The organism is Roseobacter insulae, assembly GCF_019375555.1.
Classification (GTDB): Bacteria; Pseudomonadota; Alphaproteobacteria; order Rhodobacterales; family Rhodobacteraceae; genus Roseobacter; species Roseobacter insulae.
Genome location: NZ_JAHXDN010000006.1, coordinates 141,720 through 156,710, shown reverse-complemented (window position 1 = coordinate 156,710; position 14,991 = coordinate 141,720). Strand labels below are relative to the sequence as shown.

Sequence of the window (14,991 nt, the reverse complement as noted above, 5' to 3'; positions counted from 1 at the left end):
TTAGCCCTTGATCCAGGGCAGTTTGTCCAAATCGACGTTGCCGCCGGTGATGATGACGCCGACACGCTTGCCGCGGAACACGTCCGGGTTGCGCAGAATGGTCGCCATCGGCACCGCGCAGCTCGCCTCCATCACGATTTTCATTCGCTGCCATGTCAGCTTCATCGCGTCGATGATCTCCTGCTCGGAGGCCGTCAGAATATCGGTCACGAAGTGCGACACGAAATGCCATGTATTCTCTTTCAGCGGCACCTTGAGCCCGTCGGCAACCGTGACCGGCGCATCGTCCGCGATGATGTGCCCCGCCCGGAAAGAGCGCGCGGCATCATCCGCCTGATCCGGCTCGGCTGCGTAGATCTCCATGTGCGGGGCCAGGTTGGACAGCGTCAGGCACGTGCCGGAGATCATGCCACCGCCGCCAATCGGAGCAATCACCGCGTCGAGCCGCTCGGCTTGCTCCAGCAGTTCCAGCGAACAGGTCGCCTGCCCCGCGATCACGCGCGGATCGTTGTAGGGGTGCACGAATTCCGCACCGGTGGCGGCCTGCACCTCCGCAAACACCGCCTCCCGGCTCGATGTTGAGGGTTCGCATTCCGTGATGATCCCGCCGTAGCCCCGCACGGCGGCTTTCTTGGCCTCGGGCGCGGTGCGCGGCATGACCACATGGCAGGGAATGCCACGACGCCCGGCCGCATAGCTGAGAGACAAGGCGTGATTGCCGGAGGAATGCGTTGCCACGCCCTTCTCCGCCATTTCATCGCTCAACCCAAAAACAGCGTTCGACGCGCCACGGACCTTGAACGCACCTGCCTTCTGAAAGTTTTCGCATTTGAAGAACAGTTCAGCGCCGGTCAGTTCGTTGAAGTAGGTCGAGGTCAGCACCGGTGTCCGGTGAATATAGGGTTTGATCCGGGCATGAGCATCCCGCACGTGGTCAATCGTGAGGTCTGGTCCTGTGAGTGCATCCAGCATGTATCGAGCCCTCCTTACGCTGCCGACCGGACGAGGGCGGCGCGGTGCCTGCGGAAGTAATCCTGTGCCGCAGCGACACCGCTGCCCAGTTCAACCGGGTATTCCAGGTCCGCCATGGCCATTTCTATGGTGGCCAGGCCGGACAACACCATCACATCGGTGAGGCTGCCCAGATGGCCGATGCGGAATGCCTTGCCGTTCATCTCTCCCAGCCCGATGCCGAAAGACACGCCGTAGGCATTGAAGGCCTGATCGGTCAACGCGTTGCTGTCGAAGCCTTCGGGCACGTAAATGGCGCTCACGGTGTCGGAGTACAGATCCGGGGTGTCGGCAACCAGTTTCAACCCCCATGCATCCACGGCGCGGCGCACCCCTTCGGCCAATCGGAAGTGGCGTGCATAGACATTTTCAAGGCCCTCTTCGAAAAGCATCTTCAGGCTTTCGCGCATGCCGTAGATCAGCTGCAACGGAGGGGTGTAGGGAAACCCGCCCGACGCATTCGCGCCCATCATATCACGGAAATCGAAAAACGTGCGCGACAGCTTGGCATCCTCCATGGCAGCCAGCGCTTTCGGACTGACGCCCAAGATGGCCATACCGGTTGCCAGCATGAAGCCCTTTTGCGAGCCCGACACCGCAATGTCGACGCCCCAGGCGTCCATGTGAAACTCCATCGACGCCAAGGAGCTGACACAATCCACAAACAGCATCGCCGGGTGGCTGGCCGCATCCATTGCGGACCGCACGGCCGCGATATCGGATTTGACACCCGTCGCGGTTTCATTGTGCGTGACGAGCACGGCCTTGATGTCATGGGCCTTGTCGGTAGTCAGAATCGCTTCGAATTTATCGGCTGGTGCGCCTGACCCCCATGAGCATTCGATAATCTGCACCTCAAGCTGGTGACGCTGACACAGGTCGATCCATCGATGGCTGAACATGCCATACCGGGCGACGAGCACTTTGTCGCCCGGACTGAGGGTGTTGCAGATGGCGGCCTCCCAGCCGCCGGTGCCGCTCGCGGGGAAAGTGATGACCGTGCCATCGCGGGTATCAAAGACTTTTTTCGTATCCTCCAACACCGGCGCAAATGTTTCGACAAAATCCGGCGCACGATGGTCGCGCGTCTGAACATGCATTGCCGCTCTTAGCCGGTCTGGAATATTTGTCGGCCCGGGAATGAACACTGGATTTTGGTCTGACATGGCATGATCCTCCTCATCTACCACCGCAAGATAACAGGTAGCCCCAGAAATTCAATTTTCTCGAAAACCATTTTCATTATTAAAATTAAATACACAACACACTGATAGATATCAGTTTTATATTTTCCATAATCAGAATTATTTTTTATTTGAAATTGTTTTTCATTTGTGTGAACAATACAGCAAGCGATTCAGGAGCACGATGTGACCCCGCAGAAGCGACAGCGCGGCAGGCCCAAGTCTCAATTCAAGGAAAGCTCTGCAGGCACCCTGCAGTCGCTGGACCGTGCGCTCGGCGTCCTGAAATCAGTTGCCCGCGCGGAGAGAGCCACGCTGACGGATCTGTCACTGTCAATTGGCGTTCCGACCGCAACAACGCATCGCATCCTGACCACACTGCAAAAACACGGCTTCGTCGCCTTTGACGAAGAGCGTCAGGACTGGGTCATCGGGATCGAAGCCTACCGCACCGGCGTATCCTTCATGAACCGCACTAGCCTTGGTGCGGTCAGCCGCCCGATCATGCGACAACTGATGGAAAAGACGGGGGAGACCGCGAACCTTGCCATCGCTGATGGGCCGGAGGTCGTGTTTGTCGGCCAGGTCGAGACGCTCAATCCGATCCGGGCATTCTTCGCCCGGGGAACCCGCACATCGATGCATGCCTCCGGCACTGGCAAGGCGATCCTGTCTGCCCTGCCCGAGGAGCGTGCTCGAAAGCTCCTGATGTCCATCGGGCTCAGCAGCTTTACTGAAAACACACTTGTGACGCCCGATGCGCTTTTTGACGATCTGGCACAGACCCGCGCGCGCGGGTGGTCGTTTGACCGGGAAGAACGCCACTCGGGAATGTCCTGCATCGGCAGCGTTATCTTCGATGAGCACCAGGAACCTTTTGCCGGCGTGTCCATCTCAGGCCCCAGCACCCGCTTCAACCCTTTGCGGGTACCGGAACTGGGCGCCATGGTCTCAGAGGCGGCACAACAAATCACCGGCCTGATCGGAGGGCGCGCGCCATCGGGCACCCCGAAACCGACGGCACTGACCGTCTGACTACAACAATTGATCGCACGCAGGAGGAGGAAACCACACCAAACCAACAAGAAAAGGCGCCGTTTCACCCGCTGGTTGTACTAAAGTGTTGTTTTTCGGTTTGTTTTTCTTGCCGGATGCCAATGCTCCGCTAGACTTACAGGATGAAATTCGGGGAGGGTTTTTTGCACGAGGGTCCGAGGAGGGAGCCATACTGCAATGAATGACCCACAAGGTCGTCAATTCTTGAAATTTCAGAAGACCAGGAGCGGTTCGCTCGGATATGATTTGGACACATACAGTCCATTCCTAGGGAGGAAATATGACAGACAATCTTAATCGCAGAAAATTCCTGCGCGGCTCGGCCGTTGCAGGTGCAGCGGCCCTTGCAACGCCAGCAATTGCTGACGGGCACGGTGTGACGCTGAAAATGCAAGCCGCGTGGGGCGGCGGTATTTTCCTTGAAAACGCGCAGTCATTCGCAGCGCGCGTCAACGAGATGAGCGGCGGATCACTGACCATCGAAGTGCTGTCGGTCGACGCAGTTGTCAAAACCAGCCAGATGCAGGACGCGGTACACCGCGGGGTTCTCGATGCGGCGCATTACGTGCCGGCTTACTGGTACGGCAAATCGAAGGCCGCGTCGCTTTTCGGCACCGGCCCCTGCTTTGGCTGGTCGAGCCAGGAAGTGCTGGGCTGGGTCTATGCCGGCGGCGGTCAGGAGCTTTTTGACGAGCTGATGGCGGAGTTGCGCCTGAACGTTGTTTCGTTCTTCAACTCACCAATGCCTGCACAGCCCCTTGGCTGGTTCAAGGAAGAGATCAAGGACGCCAGCCAAATGAACGGCCTGAAATACCGTACGGTGGGTCTGGCCGCAGACGTCCTGCTGGAAATGGGCATGTCCGTTGTCCAGTTGCCGGGCGGTGAAATCCAGCCAGCGATGAAATCCGGCCTGATCGACGCGGCGGAGTTCAACAACCCGACCTCCGACCGTGACTTCGGGATGCAGGACGTCTCCAAGCACTACCACCTCGCCTCGTTCCACCAGAGCCAGGAGTTCTTCGAGGTCACCATCAACAAGGACAAGTTCAACGCGCTCAGCGATGACCACAAGGCGATCATCAAGAACGCGTCGATGGCCGAGAACTCGGGCTTCTACTGGGGCAACACCAAGCGCTATTCGGATGACCTGCTGAAGCTGCAGGAATCCGACGGTGTGAACGTTTACCGCACGCCGGATTCGGTGATGGCGGCGCAACTGGCTGCCTGGGATAAGGTCACGGACCGGATCGCGAACGATGATCCGTTCTTTGCCAAGGTGATGGAGTCGCAAAAGGCTTACGCCAAGAACGTGATGAACTACCTCAACCTGAACCAGCCTGACTACAAGCTGGCCTACAACCACTACTTCGGTTGATTTCAGACACGCTGGAAACAGTCCGGGCGCTTTGCCAAGTGCCCGGACGCTTGATGCAATCCGGGTCCACAGAAGGCCCGGGAATTGGTCATACAGGGAAATAGACAATGAAACTTGTTCATTCTATTGAAGGGCTTAGCCTCTGGGTTGGTCGCGCCTTCGGGTGGTGTATCCTGATCCTGACGCTCTCGGTGTCGTATGAGGTCTTCGTACGCTACGTCCTCAACGCGCCGACGGTCTGGGCCTTCGATATGATGATCCAGATGTATGGCGCCTTGTTCCTGATGTGCGGTGCCTACGCGCTGGCTCAGGACACGCATGTGCGCGCCGATGTCGTCTACCGCCTGCTGCCCATCCGCGTGCAGGCAGGGCTTGATTTCGTGTTGTATTTCCTCTTCTTCTTTCCCGGCATCGTCGCCCTGGTCTGGTTCGGCTACGAGATCGCCTCCGACAGCTGGCGCTACAAGGAAGTCAGCTTTAACAGCCCCGCGAGCATCCAGATCTACTTCTTCAAGTCGCTTATTCCGGTTGCGGGCGTGCTGCTGATGATCCAGGGCTTTGCCGAACTGATCCGGTGCGTCATCGCCATGCGCACCGCCGAATGGCCCGAGAGGCTGGCGGATGTAAAAGAGACCGAAGACCTGCTTTCGGAAGCAGATATCGCTGAAATTCAAGCCATCCATCCCGGCAAGCAATAACAACGCTCCCGCAGGCAGAAAGATCATAAGATGACAAATCCCGAAGTCGCCCTTCTCATGCTGGGCCTATTTATTGTGCTGGTGCTCCTTGGGTTCCCGATCGCCTTTACGCTTCTCGCGATGGGGGTGGCCTTTGGCTACTACGCCTATCATCAGGGCGGCCCGATCGAGAGTTTCAGTGATATCTTCAACAACAACATTTTCTACCTGCTCAACCAGAATACCTATTCCGTGATGGAAAACCCGACGCTGGTCGCCATCCCGCTGTTCCTCTTCATGGGGTACGTGGTCGAGCGCGCCAATATCGTCGACAAGCTCTTCTTCTCGCTCTACCAGGCGGCGCGCAACCTGCCCGGCTCGCTTGCCATTGCGGCTTTGCTGACCTGTGCGGTCTTTTCCACAGCCTCGGGCATCGTGGGCGCGGTTGTCACACTGATGGGCCTGCTGGCCTTCCCGGCCATGGCGAATGCCAATTACAACAAGAGCTTCGCATCGGGTGTGATCTGTGCCGGCGGCACCTTGGGCATTCTGATCCCTCCTTCCATCATGCTGATCGTCTACTCGGCAATTGCGGACCTGTCGCCGCTGCGTCTTTACGCGGCCGCTGTGTTCCCGGGGCTTCTGCTGGCGGGGTTCTACATTGTCTACGTGATCGTCCGGGTCTGGTTTAACCCGGCCCTTGCGCCGAAACCGCAGATGGACGACATCCCCCCGCCGCGGGAGATTTACTTGAACCTGCTGGTGAGCTTCGTGCCGCTGACGGTCCTGATCGCGCTCGTGCTCGGCTCGATCCTCGGAGGGCTTGCTACACCGGCCGAAGCGGCAGCCATGGGCGCGCTGGGAGGCATGGTCCTCGCGGTGCTGTACCGTTCGATGACGTGGACCAAGCTGAAGGAAAGCGTCTTTCTCACGGCCAAGGCAACGGCCATGGTCTGCTGGCTCTTCGTTGGGTCATGGACCTTCGCCTCGGTCTTTTCCTATCTCGGCGGCCACGACATTATCGCGGATTGGGTGGGCGGCATGGATCTGGAGCCATGGCAGTTCCTCGTGCTGGCCCAGATCATCATCTTCCTGCTGGGCTGGCCGCTCGAATGGTCGGAAATCCTGATCATTTTCGTGCCGATCTTCCTGCCCCTGCTCGACGTCTTCGGCGTGAACCCCTACTTCTTTGCGATGCTCGTTGCGCTCAACCTGCAAACCTCTTTCCTGACACCACCAATGGCCATGTCAGCCTACTACCTTAAAGGGGTGCTCAAGAAGCAGATCGAGTTGATGGACATCTTCCGTGGCATCATGCCGTACTTGGGGATTGTGATCTTCACGATGGTGCTCATGTACCAGTTCCCCGGCATCGCTCTGTGGTTTCCTGACTACCTCTTCGGCACCTACATCCCGTGAAGATCAAACCCCATACGCTCAGCGCGACCGAGGCGGCGACTTTCATCGCCTCGGGCCAGCTCAAGTCGGTCCAGCTGGTGCAATCCTGTCTTGACCATATCGCCGAGACAGACGGGGCCATTCACGCCTGGGCGCATCTGGACGCCGAGGCCGCACTGGCACAGGCCGCAGACTGCGACAGGCACAGGCAGAGCGGACTGGCCACCGGCCCGCTGCACGGTTTGCCTGTGGGCCTGAAAGACATCATCGATACCCGCGACATGCCCACCCAGCGCGGCACCCCGATCTTCGCAGGGCGCCAGACTGATGATGACGCCCGGATCGTCGAAATGCTGCGCGAGGCGGGCGCGGTGATCATGGGCAAAACCGTCACCACGGAACTGGCCTTTGTGCACGCCAACGAGACCCGCAACCCGCATAACACCCATCATTCGCCCGGCGGTTCCTCCAGCGGTTCCGCCGCCGCGGTCGCTGCCGGACATGTGCCATTGGCCGTCGGCACGCAGACCAATGGATCGGTAATCCGCCCGGCCTCTTTTTGCGGTACTTTCGGCTTCAAGCCGACGCGCGGGACAATCCCCCGCACAGGGGTTCTGCAAACCTCGCAGTCGCTGGACCAGATCGGTACGTTCGCCCGCACGTTGCAGGATACTGCCTTGCTGGCCGACGCCATCAGCGGATACGACCAACGCGATACCGAAAGCTTTGCCCATGCCCGCCCTGACATGCTGCTGGGCGCGACCGAAGACGCGCCGGTCGAGCCGGATTTCGCGTGGTTCAACCTCCCCTTCAACGACCGGCTGTCCGGGGCGGCAAGGGAGGGACTGGACGGGGTGATGGACATCCTTGGGGCACGGGTCACGCGGATGGATCCGGCCAACCAGCTGGGGGAACTGGTGGCCGTGCAGGCGCGCATCCACGAATTCGAGATTGCGCAGCATCAGGCGGATGTTTTTGACACTCACTGGGACGCGATCAGCGACACCCTCAAACCGATCATCACCCGCGCCCGCCAGATCAGCCGAACCGAATACGAAGATGCCCTCGCTGTGAAGACATCCGCGCAGGGCTTCTTTGCGGACTTCTTCCACGAATTCGACGCCATCATCGCCCCTGCCGCGGCGGGGGAAGCGCCGCGGTTCGGTGACGGCACCGGTGATCCGATCTGCTGCACCCTCTGGACGCTGGCGGGGCTTCCTTGCGTCACCCTGCCCCTTCTGGTGGGTGAAACCGGCCTGCCTATTGGTGTACAGTTGATTGGACCGGCACATAAAGATGACCGCCTGCTGCGCAGCGCACGCTGGCTGCAACAGCACATCGCGGCTGCGGCCGCCTGAAAAAGAGGAGATATCCGATGTCATATACCATCAAACTCATCATGGGCCTGATCGGCACCGCCCTGCTTGTGACATTCGTTGGCGGGCTGTCTCAGAGTATCTCCTCTGGCTTTGCGGGGTTCTGGGGCGGCTTTCCCTTCATGGTCATCGCGATCATCGTCTGCGGCATGGCGATTTATGATTACTGGGATGAATGCATCCGGAAGAAGTAACCAATGTCCAAGCCACGCCTCTGGATCACTCGCCGCCTGTCCGACGCGACGCTTGAACGTGCCGCACGAGACTACGACACCGTCGTCAACTACGAGGACACGCCGGGCACCGCGGACCAGCTGATCACCGCCAGCGCCGCGTTTGACGCGATCATTCCCTGTCACTCCGAACATTTCAGCGCCAATGTCGCAGCGCAGTTGCACCCCCGTCTCAAGATCATCGCCAATCATTCCGTCGGAGTGGATCATTGCGACCTGCCGGCGCTTGCGGCGCGCGGGATCACGGTCACAAACACGCCGGACGTCCTGTCGGATGCCACGGCGGAACTGGCAATGTTACTGATGCTGGGGGCGGCCCGTCACGCGGTCGCAGGAGACCGGATTGTCCGCACCGGAGCATGGGATTTCTGGTCCCCTTCCTTCATGGTCGGCAAACAGGTCACCGGTGCGCGTCTGGGGATCATCGGGATGGGCCGCGTCGGCCGCGCCTTTGCCACCAAGGCGCGCGGTTTTGACATGGAAATTCATTATTTCAACCGCAGCCCTTTGCCGGAAAGCCACGCCATGGGGGCGGTGTATCACGACACGGTCGAAAGCCTTTTGGGGGTGGCAGACTTTCTGTCCCTGCACTGCCCTGCCACGCCCCAGACCACCAACCTGATGGATGCGGCGCGGTTTGCCCTGCTGCCGAAGGGAGCGATCATGGTGAATTCGGCGCGCGGCGCGCTGGTGGATGAAACCGCGCTTCTGGATGCCTTGGCGGATGGCCAGCTTGCCGCCGCCGGTCTTGACTGCTTTCAGACCGAACCCGGTGGAAACCCCGCGTTTTCAGCACATGAGAACATCTTCATGCTGCCGCACATCGGATCGGCGACAACCAAGACGCGGGATGCCATGGGGTTCCGGGCGCTCGACAATCTTGACGCGTTCTTTGCGGGCCAAACCCCGAAGGACAAGCTCTAGCGCCTAACTGCTGAACAGATCGGCATAGTCCTGTCGCAACAAGTTCTTCTGTACTTTGCCCATGGTGTTTCTGGGCAGTTCATCCAGCACAATCAGTTTTCGCGGATGTTTGAACCGCGCGAGCTTATCGCCCACTGCCGTCGTGATTTGCCCAAGATCGGGAGCGCCGGATTTCTCTGCGACCACGAATCCGACCACCGTTTCCCCAAAGTCGGGATGTGGCACGCCAACCACCGCGCTTTCCAGCACACCGGGCTGATCGTCCAACAGCACCTCGATCTCCTTGGGATAGATGTTGTACCCGCCCGAAATGATCAGATCCTTGTTGCGTCCCACGATCTGCACGTAGCCCATGTCGTCGATCAACCCGAGGTCACCGGTTATGAAGAACCCGTCGTCGCGCAACTCCTCCCTGGTCTTTTCCGGCATGTGCCAATAGCCCTTGAAGACATTCGGCCCCCGCACTTCGATCTGTCCGATCTCTCCCCGTGGCAGGATCCGGCCCGTCGACGGCTCCGTGATCTTCAGCTCGACCCCCGGCAGTGGCAATCCCACCGTGCCCGCGCGGCGCACACCGTCATAAGGGTTGGAGGTGTTCATGTTCGTTTCCGTCATGCCGTAGCGTTCCAGAATACGGTGTCCGGTGCGGGTTTCGAACTGCGCATGTGTCTCCGCCAGAAGCGGCGCGCTGCCGGAAATGAAGAGGCGCATGTGATCCACCAGCGCCCGGGTGAACCGCGGGTCATCCAGAAGCCGCGTGTAAAACGTCGGCACGCCCATCATGGACGTGGCCTGCGGCAACTGATCGATCATGACATCCACATCGAATTTCGGAACGAAGATCATCGCCCCCCCCGCGAGCAGCGTGATGTTGGTCGCGACGAACAGCCCATGCGTGTGGAAAATGGGCAGCGCATGCAGCAGCACGTCATCCTTGTCAAAGCGCCAGACATCGACCAGCGTTTGCGCGTTGGACAGCAGGTTGGTTTGGGTCAGCATCGCCCCCTTGGATCGTCCGGTCGTGCCCGACGTGTAGAGAAGGGCGGCAAGATCATCGCCCGCCCTCGGGACAGTGTCAAAATGATCGGGCTGTTCGCGGGCGCGCTCATCCAGGCTGCCTGCGCCGTCCGGTCCCAGCGTCTCCAGCAGGGCATTTGCGAACCGCGCGACGGGCATCAGGCCATCGCGTTTTTCAGGATCGCAAATCAGCAAGGCGGCACCGCTGTTCTCGACGAAATACGCGACCTCGCTGGCGGTATACGCGGTGTTCAAAGGCAAGAAGATGATGCCCGATTGCACGCAGGCCGCATATGCCGCCAGCGCCTGCGGAGATTTTTCCACCTGCACCGCCAGCCTGTCCCCTGCCTTGACGCCGAGCGCGGCAAAGGCGTTGGCAAAGCGTGCCGCCATGGCCACAAATTCCGCATGCGTCACAACCTCGCCCGTCAGAAGGTGCAAAAAGGCGGTCTCTTTGCCTGCGTGACGGCCGAAGAGCTTATCATAAAGGGGGTTGGCCATCCGCGTGTACCTATTGCGTTGTTTTCTCAAATTCAGCGGCAAGAGCCTGCACCTGCGCTGACGCCGCAACTTTTCGCTCGGCCGCGTATCCTTCGTGGTTCTGTGCGATGGAGGTCAGGTCGTACAGATAATTCACCATCAGGCCCGAGGACTGCGCCATACCGTTGGGGGACAGATCCGCCCGGGCATGTACATCATGGACATGAGCCCCGTTGCCCAGATGAAAGCGCGCAACCGGGTCGCGAGGACTGCCGTCCGAGCGTTTGGCCCCGAGCAGATAATAGGCCGCCGCCCGACGTTGCGCGGGTGTGTCTTCGCCAACTGACAGGCCGGTTTCGGCCAGCCAGTCGTTCAGCCCAGGGATCGGAGACAGCGTCACGAAGGTCTCGATCCCTGACAGATCGCGTGACAGATCGGCCGCCACCTGTTTGATCAGCGAGTTGCCAAAGGAGATGCCAGCAAGGCCCGACTGGCAATTGGAAATCGAATAGAAAACCGCGGTGTCCGCCGCCACCCCGGAAATCTCTTCGCGCGCGTCCGACAACAGCGCCTGCACCGATCCGGGCACGCCGCGGGTCAACGCGACCTCGACAAAGATCAAGGGTTCGTTCGGCATGGCGGGGTGAAAAAAGGCAAAACACCGCCGGTCGCTGGGCTGGACGCGGCGGCGCAGATCGTCCCAGCTGCCGATGGCATGCACGGCTTCATAGGCGATGATTTTTTCCAGAACCTCTGCCGGGCTCTCCCAGTTGATCGGGCGCAGAACCAGAAACCCGCGATTGAACCACGAGGCAAAAAGATGCTGAAAATCCTGATCGACCGGGGCAAGTTCGGGCCGGGATTTGGCATATCTCAGCAGGTCATCCCGCATCTGCACAAGCTGCGCGGTTGCGCCGGGGATCTGGTTCAGCCTGCGCGCAAGCTCTTGCCTCTTCGGCTCTGACGCGGTGGTGAAGGCGCGGTAATGGGATTTCGACGGATCCTGCTCAAACGCATCCAGCGCGTCGCGCACCGCATCAGGATCCAGACCCAAATCCTGCGCGAGGAACGAAAAAAACGCCTGTTTGCCATCCTCATCCATCGCCGCGTAGCGATCCAGTATATGCCGCGCCGTCACCGAGCCTGAGACTTCGCCGGAACTGCCCAGCAGATCGTGGCAAAGCTCCTCAATACTCCTGCCGGTCAGGTCGGGCTCCAGCGCACTGCGGTAGCGGCGCTCGAAAACTGTTGACAGAAGATCAGCCAGAAAGCTCAAAACGTCGGTCCCATCACTGCATCCGGCAGCCAAGTTGCAAGCCCCGGAAAGAGGCACAAAAGCACAATGGCCACGACCATACACGCCACGAACGGCAAAGACCCCATGAGGATTGTCTTCAGCGAGATATCCGGCGCAATGCCGTTGATCACGTAAAGGTTCAGGCCCACGGGCGGGCTGATCAGGCCGATTTCCATATTAATGGTTAAAACCACGGCAAACCAGATCGGGTCAAACCCCGCGGTCGTGATGATGGGCAGCAAGATCGGGGCCGCCATCAGAATGACGGCCACGGGTGGCAGAAAGAAACCTGCGATCAGCAGGAACACGTTCACCGTGCCCATCAGGACCCAGCGGTTCACGTCAAGCGTGCCGATCCATTCCGCGATGGCCTGCGTGATGAACAGGCTGGACAGCATGTAGGAAAAGACGCCCGCCGCGGCGATGATGAACAGGATCATCACGCTTTCCTTGGTGCTGTCGCGCAGCACGTTCCACAATGCGGACGGCGCCCAGAGCTTATAGATCACCATGGCGATGATCAGGCAGAGCAGCGCACCAACCGCTGCGGTTTCCGACGGCGTCGCGATACCGCCATACATGGCGTAGAGCACGCCGAGGATGATCCCCAGAAACGGTAGGACCCGTGGCAGGATTTCCAGTTTCTCGCGCCAGGTGTAACTGCCCGCCGTCAACAGGCTCGCATCACCCGATTTCCACGTGGAATAGAGCGACCACGCCATGAAGAGCACCACCAGCAGCAGGCCCGGGATCACGCCGGCAAGGAAAAGACGGCCAATCGATGTCTCGGTCGCAATGCCGTAAACGATCATCGTCACCGACGGCGGAATGAGAATACCCAGGGTCCCCCCGGCCGCGATGGATCCGGCGGCGACACCGTCCGGATAGCCGCGTTTGCGCATCTCGGGGATGCCCATTTTACCGATTGCCGCACAGGTGGCCGGGCTGGAGCCCGACATCGCCGCGAAAAGCGCGCAGGCCCCAAGGTTGGAGATAACCAACCCCCCCGGGACGCGTGTCAGCCAACGCTCCAGCGCTTCGTAAAGATCAGCGCCCGCCCGCGTCGATGCGATGGAAGACCCCATGATGATGAACATCGGAATGGACAGCAGCGCAAAGTTATCGAGCTTGCCGAAAAGAATCTCGGGCATCAGCTCAAGGCTGCGCATCCCGTCGAAGATCATCAGGAAGCCCGCGGAAACGATCAGCAATCCAACCGCAACGGACACGCCGGAGAACAGCACGAATATCGTGGACAGGGCAACCAGCGCACCAAGCAGCAAAGGGTCCATCAGCTATCCTCCAGCCCGAAGGGTGCCTCGGTGCCGGTCAGTACGCCCACCAGATCAGCGATCAGTTGCAGCAGCAGCAGGCCGAACCCAATCGGCAGCGCCAGATACGGTATCCACAGCCGGACGCCCCAGACCGTGTCGGACCGCCAGCCCCGATCCCAGGCGAAGTGCCAGTATTCGTAGCCGTACCATAGCATCACGCCGATGATCGCAATTGATACAGACAGCGTGACCACCGCCAGAACACGGCGGCCACGCGGTGGCAGCGCCAAGGGAATCAGATCGACATTCACATGGCCGCGCAGACGTTGCACATAAGGCAGACCGATCAGCGTGGCGGCCACCACCAGATAAACAACCATCTCGGTCTGCCAGACGGTCGAGCCGTTCAGAACGAACCGCACAAAGATCATCTGGCAGGTGATCGCCACCGCAAGCACGATCATCCCGGCAGAGCACCACCCGGCGACCGTGGAAAGAGCGGCCACCACGCGCAGAAACGGATGGTTGCCGACGCGCGCATCAGCGGCAGTATTTTGACCGGCCATGAGGATCGTCCTGAAACATGAAGAAAAAGAAAGGGCGGTGACGTGTCACCGCCCAGTTCGGGATCACTCGACAGCCAGTGCCATGTCGAGCAACGCCTGCCCGTCGGGGACATCTGCAACAAAGGCTTTGTAGGATGTCTCCTTGGCGATGGCCTGCCATGCGGCAAAGTCTTCGGCTGTCATCTGGGCGATCTCAACCCCTGCGTCTTCAAACACTTTGACAGAGGCCGCGTCCTGCTTCTTGGCTTCATCGAGGTAGAATGCCTCGGCTTTTTCCGATGCCGCCAGCAGGGCCGATTGCTGCGCTTGCGACAATCCCTCAAACGTGGATTTGTTCATCAGGACAGGTTGATACATGAACCACAGCGCCACGTCAGAGGCGGGCGTGTAGCATTTGACCTGCTCGTAAATCCGGTAGGACACGAAAGACGACGAAGATGTGTTTGCGGCCGTGAGAACGCCGGTTTGCATCGCGTTGTAAATCTCGGATGATGCCATGGAAGCGATCGATGCCCCTGCCCCTGCCAGCATCTGCTCAAAGGCTTTTCCAGCCGCGCGGGTCTGCTGACCTGCCACGTCCTCCGGCTTGGTGATACACTTATCCTTGCCGACAAATCCGCCTGCCAGATAGCCATGCACGAGCACCATGACGTCATCATCGGCCATCTTCGCTTCCAGCGCTTCCATGAACGGACTGTCGCTCAGACGTGCCGCGTGGTCGTGGTTCTTTACCAGCCCGGGCATGAGCGTCAGGTTATAGGCCGGTTGCTGGCCGCCCGCATAGCTCAATGGCAAGACGGTCATATCCAGTTGGCCCCGGCTGAGCGGTTTATATTGCTCACGCGGTTTGAACAGCGATTTGGACCCGAAAATCTTAATCTCCAGATCGACATCCGCGGCGGCCACTTCGTCAGCGATGATTTGGGCGACCTGGTGCCGCACGTCTTTGTTGGACCATTGGTGAGACAGGCGCAGCTCGGTTGCCTGCGCGGACGCAGCGAATGTTCCAAGGGCAGCGGCAAGCGCTGCCGAAAACAGTTTCATTTTCATTGTATCCTCCCAGAATGCCGGGCGCTCTCTGCCCGGCTCGACCTCCAGCATTGAGTGTCTCGCATTCAAAGTC

Annotated in this window: 14 protein-coding genes; 7 read left to right on the top strand and 7 right to left on the bottom strand. The window is 59.6% G+C overall.

Annotation, left to right across the window (positions count from 1 at the left end):
• On the bottom strand, positions 1 to 972 hold the full coding sequence (bhcB, locus tag KX928_RS20020) for a beta-hydroxyaspartate dehydratase BhcB (protein ID WP_219506236.1): 972 nt from the start codon (positions 970 to 972) through the stop codon (positions 1 to 3).
• Positions 973 to 986: 14 nt separating this feature from the next.
• Positions 987 to 2,177, bottom strand: a complete 1,191-nt coding sequence (gene bhcA, locus KX928_RS20015) for an L-aspartate--glyoxylate aminotransferase BhcA (RefSeq protein ID WP_219506235.1) — start codon at positions 2,175 to 2,177, stop codon at positions 987 to 989.
• Between the two features lie 204 nt (positions 2,178 to 2,381).
• Between bhcA and KX928_RS20010 the strand changes: the two genes are divergently transcribed.
• From KX928_RS20010 to KX928_RS19980, 7 genes are all read left to right on the top strand, one after another.
• Positions 2,382 to 3,230, top strand: a complete 849-nt coding sequence (locus KX928_RS20010; RefSeq protein WP_219506233.1) for an IclR family transcriptional regulator — start codon at positions 2,382 to 2,384, stop codon at positions 3,228 to 3,230.
• A gap of 301 nt (positions 3,231 to 3,531) precedes the next feature.
• On the top strand, positions 3,532 to 4,626 hold the full coding sequence (locus KX928_RS20005) for a TRAP transporter substrate-binding protein (protein ID WP_219506232.1): 1,095 nt from the start codon (positions 3,532 to 3,534) through the stop codon (positions 4,624 to 4,626).
• 107 nt (positions 4,627 to 4,733) lie between these two features.
• Positions 4,734 to 5,324 (top strand): TRAP transporter small permease subunit, encoded by a 591-nt coding sequence (locus tag KX928_RS20000; RefSeq protein WP_219506230.1) that lies wholly within the window; start codon positions 4,734 to 4,736, stop codon positions 5,322 to 5,324.
• Between the two features lie 30 nt (positions 5,325 to 5,354).
• Complete coding sequence (locus tag KX928_RS19995; protein WP_219506229.1) at positions 5,355 to 6,722, top strand: TRAP transporter large permease; 1,368 nt, start codon at positions 5,355 to 5,357, stop codon at positions 6,720 to 6,722.
• On the top strand, positions 6,719 to 8,059 hold the full coding sequence (locus KX928_RS19990; protein ID WP_219506227.1) for an amidase: 1,341 nt from the start codon (positions 6,719 to 6,721) through the stop codon (positions 8,057 to 8,059). Before KX928_RS19995 ends, KX928_RS19990 begins: the two co-directional genes overlap by 4 nt.
• A 17-nt stretch (positions 8,060 to 8,076) precedes the next feature.
• Positions 8,077 to 8,271: a hypothetical protein gene (locus KX928_RS19985; protein WP_219506226.1), complete on the top strand. Its 195-nt coding sequence runs from the start codon at positions 8,077 to 8,079 to the stop codon at positions 8,269 to 8,271.
• 3 nt (positions 8,272 to 8,274) lie between these two features.
• Entirely contained in the window at positions 8,275 to 9,234 is a 960-nt protein-coding gene (locus KX928_RS19980; RefSeq protein WP_219506223.1) for a 2-hydroxyacid dehydrogenase, read from the top strand.
• A 3-nt stretch (positions 9,235 to 9,237) separates the two neighbouring features.
• Here KX928_RS19980 and KX928_RS19975 read toward each other — a convergent pair whose 3' ends face one another.
• The 5 genes from KX928_RS19975 to dctP form a co-directional block, all read right to left on the bottom strand.
• A complete protein-coding gene (locus KX928_RS19975; RefSeq protein WP_219506221.1) occupies positions 9,238 to 10,752 on the bottom strand; it encodes a malonate--CoA ligase in 1,515 nt (504 codons plus the stop codon).
• Between the two features lie 10 nt (positions 10,753 to 10,762).
• Positions 10,763 to 12,007 carry a malonyl-CoA decarboxylase gene (locus KX928_RS19970; RefSeq protein ID WP_219506219.1) on the bottom strand — a complete coding sequence of 415 codons (1,245 nt, stop codon included), beginning with the start codon at positions 12,005 to 12,007 and terminating at the stop codon, positions 10,763 to 10,765.
• Positions 12,004 to 13,320, bottom strand: coding sequence for a TRAP transporter large permease (locus tag KX928_RS19965; protein ID WP_219506216.1), 1,317 nt, complete (start codon positions 13,318 to 13,320; stop codon positions 12,004 to 12,006). The genes KX928_RS19970 and KX928_RS19965 overlap by 4 nt, the downstream gene beginning before the upstream one ends.
• On the bottom strand, positions 13,320 to 13,868 hold the full coding sequence (locus KX928_RS19960) for a TRAP transporter small permease (RefSeq protein ID WP_219506214.1): 549 nt from the start codon (positions 13,866 to 13,868) through the stop codon (positions 13,320 to 13,322). Before KX928_RS19960 ends, KX928_RS19965 begins: the two co-directional genes overlap by 1 nt.
• 63 nt (positions 13,869 to 13,931) lie before the next feature.
• Complete coding sequence (gene dctP / locus KX928_RS19955) at positions 13,932 to 14,918, bottom strand: TRAP transporter substrate-binding protein DctP (RefSeq protein WP_219506212.1); 987 nt, start codon at positions 14,916 to 14,918, stop codon at positions 13,932 to 13,934.
• Positions 14,919 to 14,991 lie beyond the last annotated feature (73 nt).

Excerpts from the sequence above, each read along its gene's own strand:
- bhcB (WP_219506236.1), bottom strand. The coding sequence starts at position 972 with ATGCTGGATGCACTCACAGGACCAGACCTCACGATTGACCACGTGCGG.
- bhcA (WP_219506235.1), bottom strand. The coding sequence starts at position 2,177 with ATGTCAGACCAAAATCCAGTGTTCATTCCCGGGCCGACAAATATTCCA.
- KX928_RS20005 (WP_219506232.1), top strand. The coding sequence starts at position 3,532 with ATGACAGACAATCTTAATCGCAGAAAATTCCTGCGCGGCTCGGCCGTT.
- KX928_RS20000 (WP_219506230.1), top strand. The coding sequence starts at position 4,734 with ATGAAACTTGTTCATTCTATTGAAGGGCTTAGCCTCTGGGTTGGTCGC.
- KX928_RS19995 (WP_219506229.1), top strand. The coding sequence starts at position 5,355 with ATGACAAATCCCGAAGTCGCCCTTCTCATGCTGGGCCTATTTATTGTG.
- KX928_RS19985 (WP_219506226.1), top strand. The coding sequence starts at position 8,077 with ATGTCATATACCATCAAACTCATCATGGGCCTGATCGGCACCGCCCTG.
- KX928_RS19980 (WP_219506223.1), top strand. The coding sequence starts at position 8,275 with ATGTCCAAGCCACGCCTCTGGATCACTCGCCGCCTGTCCGACGCGACG.
- KX928_RS19975 (WP_219506221.1), bottom strand. The coding sequence starts at position 10,752 with ATGGCCAACCCCCTTTATGATAAGCTCTTCGGCCGTCACGCAGGCAAA.
- KX928_RS19965 (WP_219506216.1), bottom strand. The coding sequence starts at position 13,320 with ATGGACCCTTTGCTGCTTGGTGCGCTGGTTGCCCTGTCCACGATATTC.
- KX928_RS19960 (WP_219506214.1), bottom strand. The coding sequence starts at position 13,868 with ATGGCCGGTCAAAATACTGCCGCTGATGCGCGCGTCGGCAACCATCCG.
- dctP (WP_219506212.1), bottom strand. The coding sequence starts at position 14,918 with ATGAAAATGAAACTGTTTTCGGCAGCGCTTGCCGCTGCCCTTGGAACA.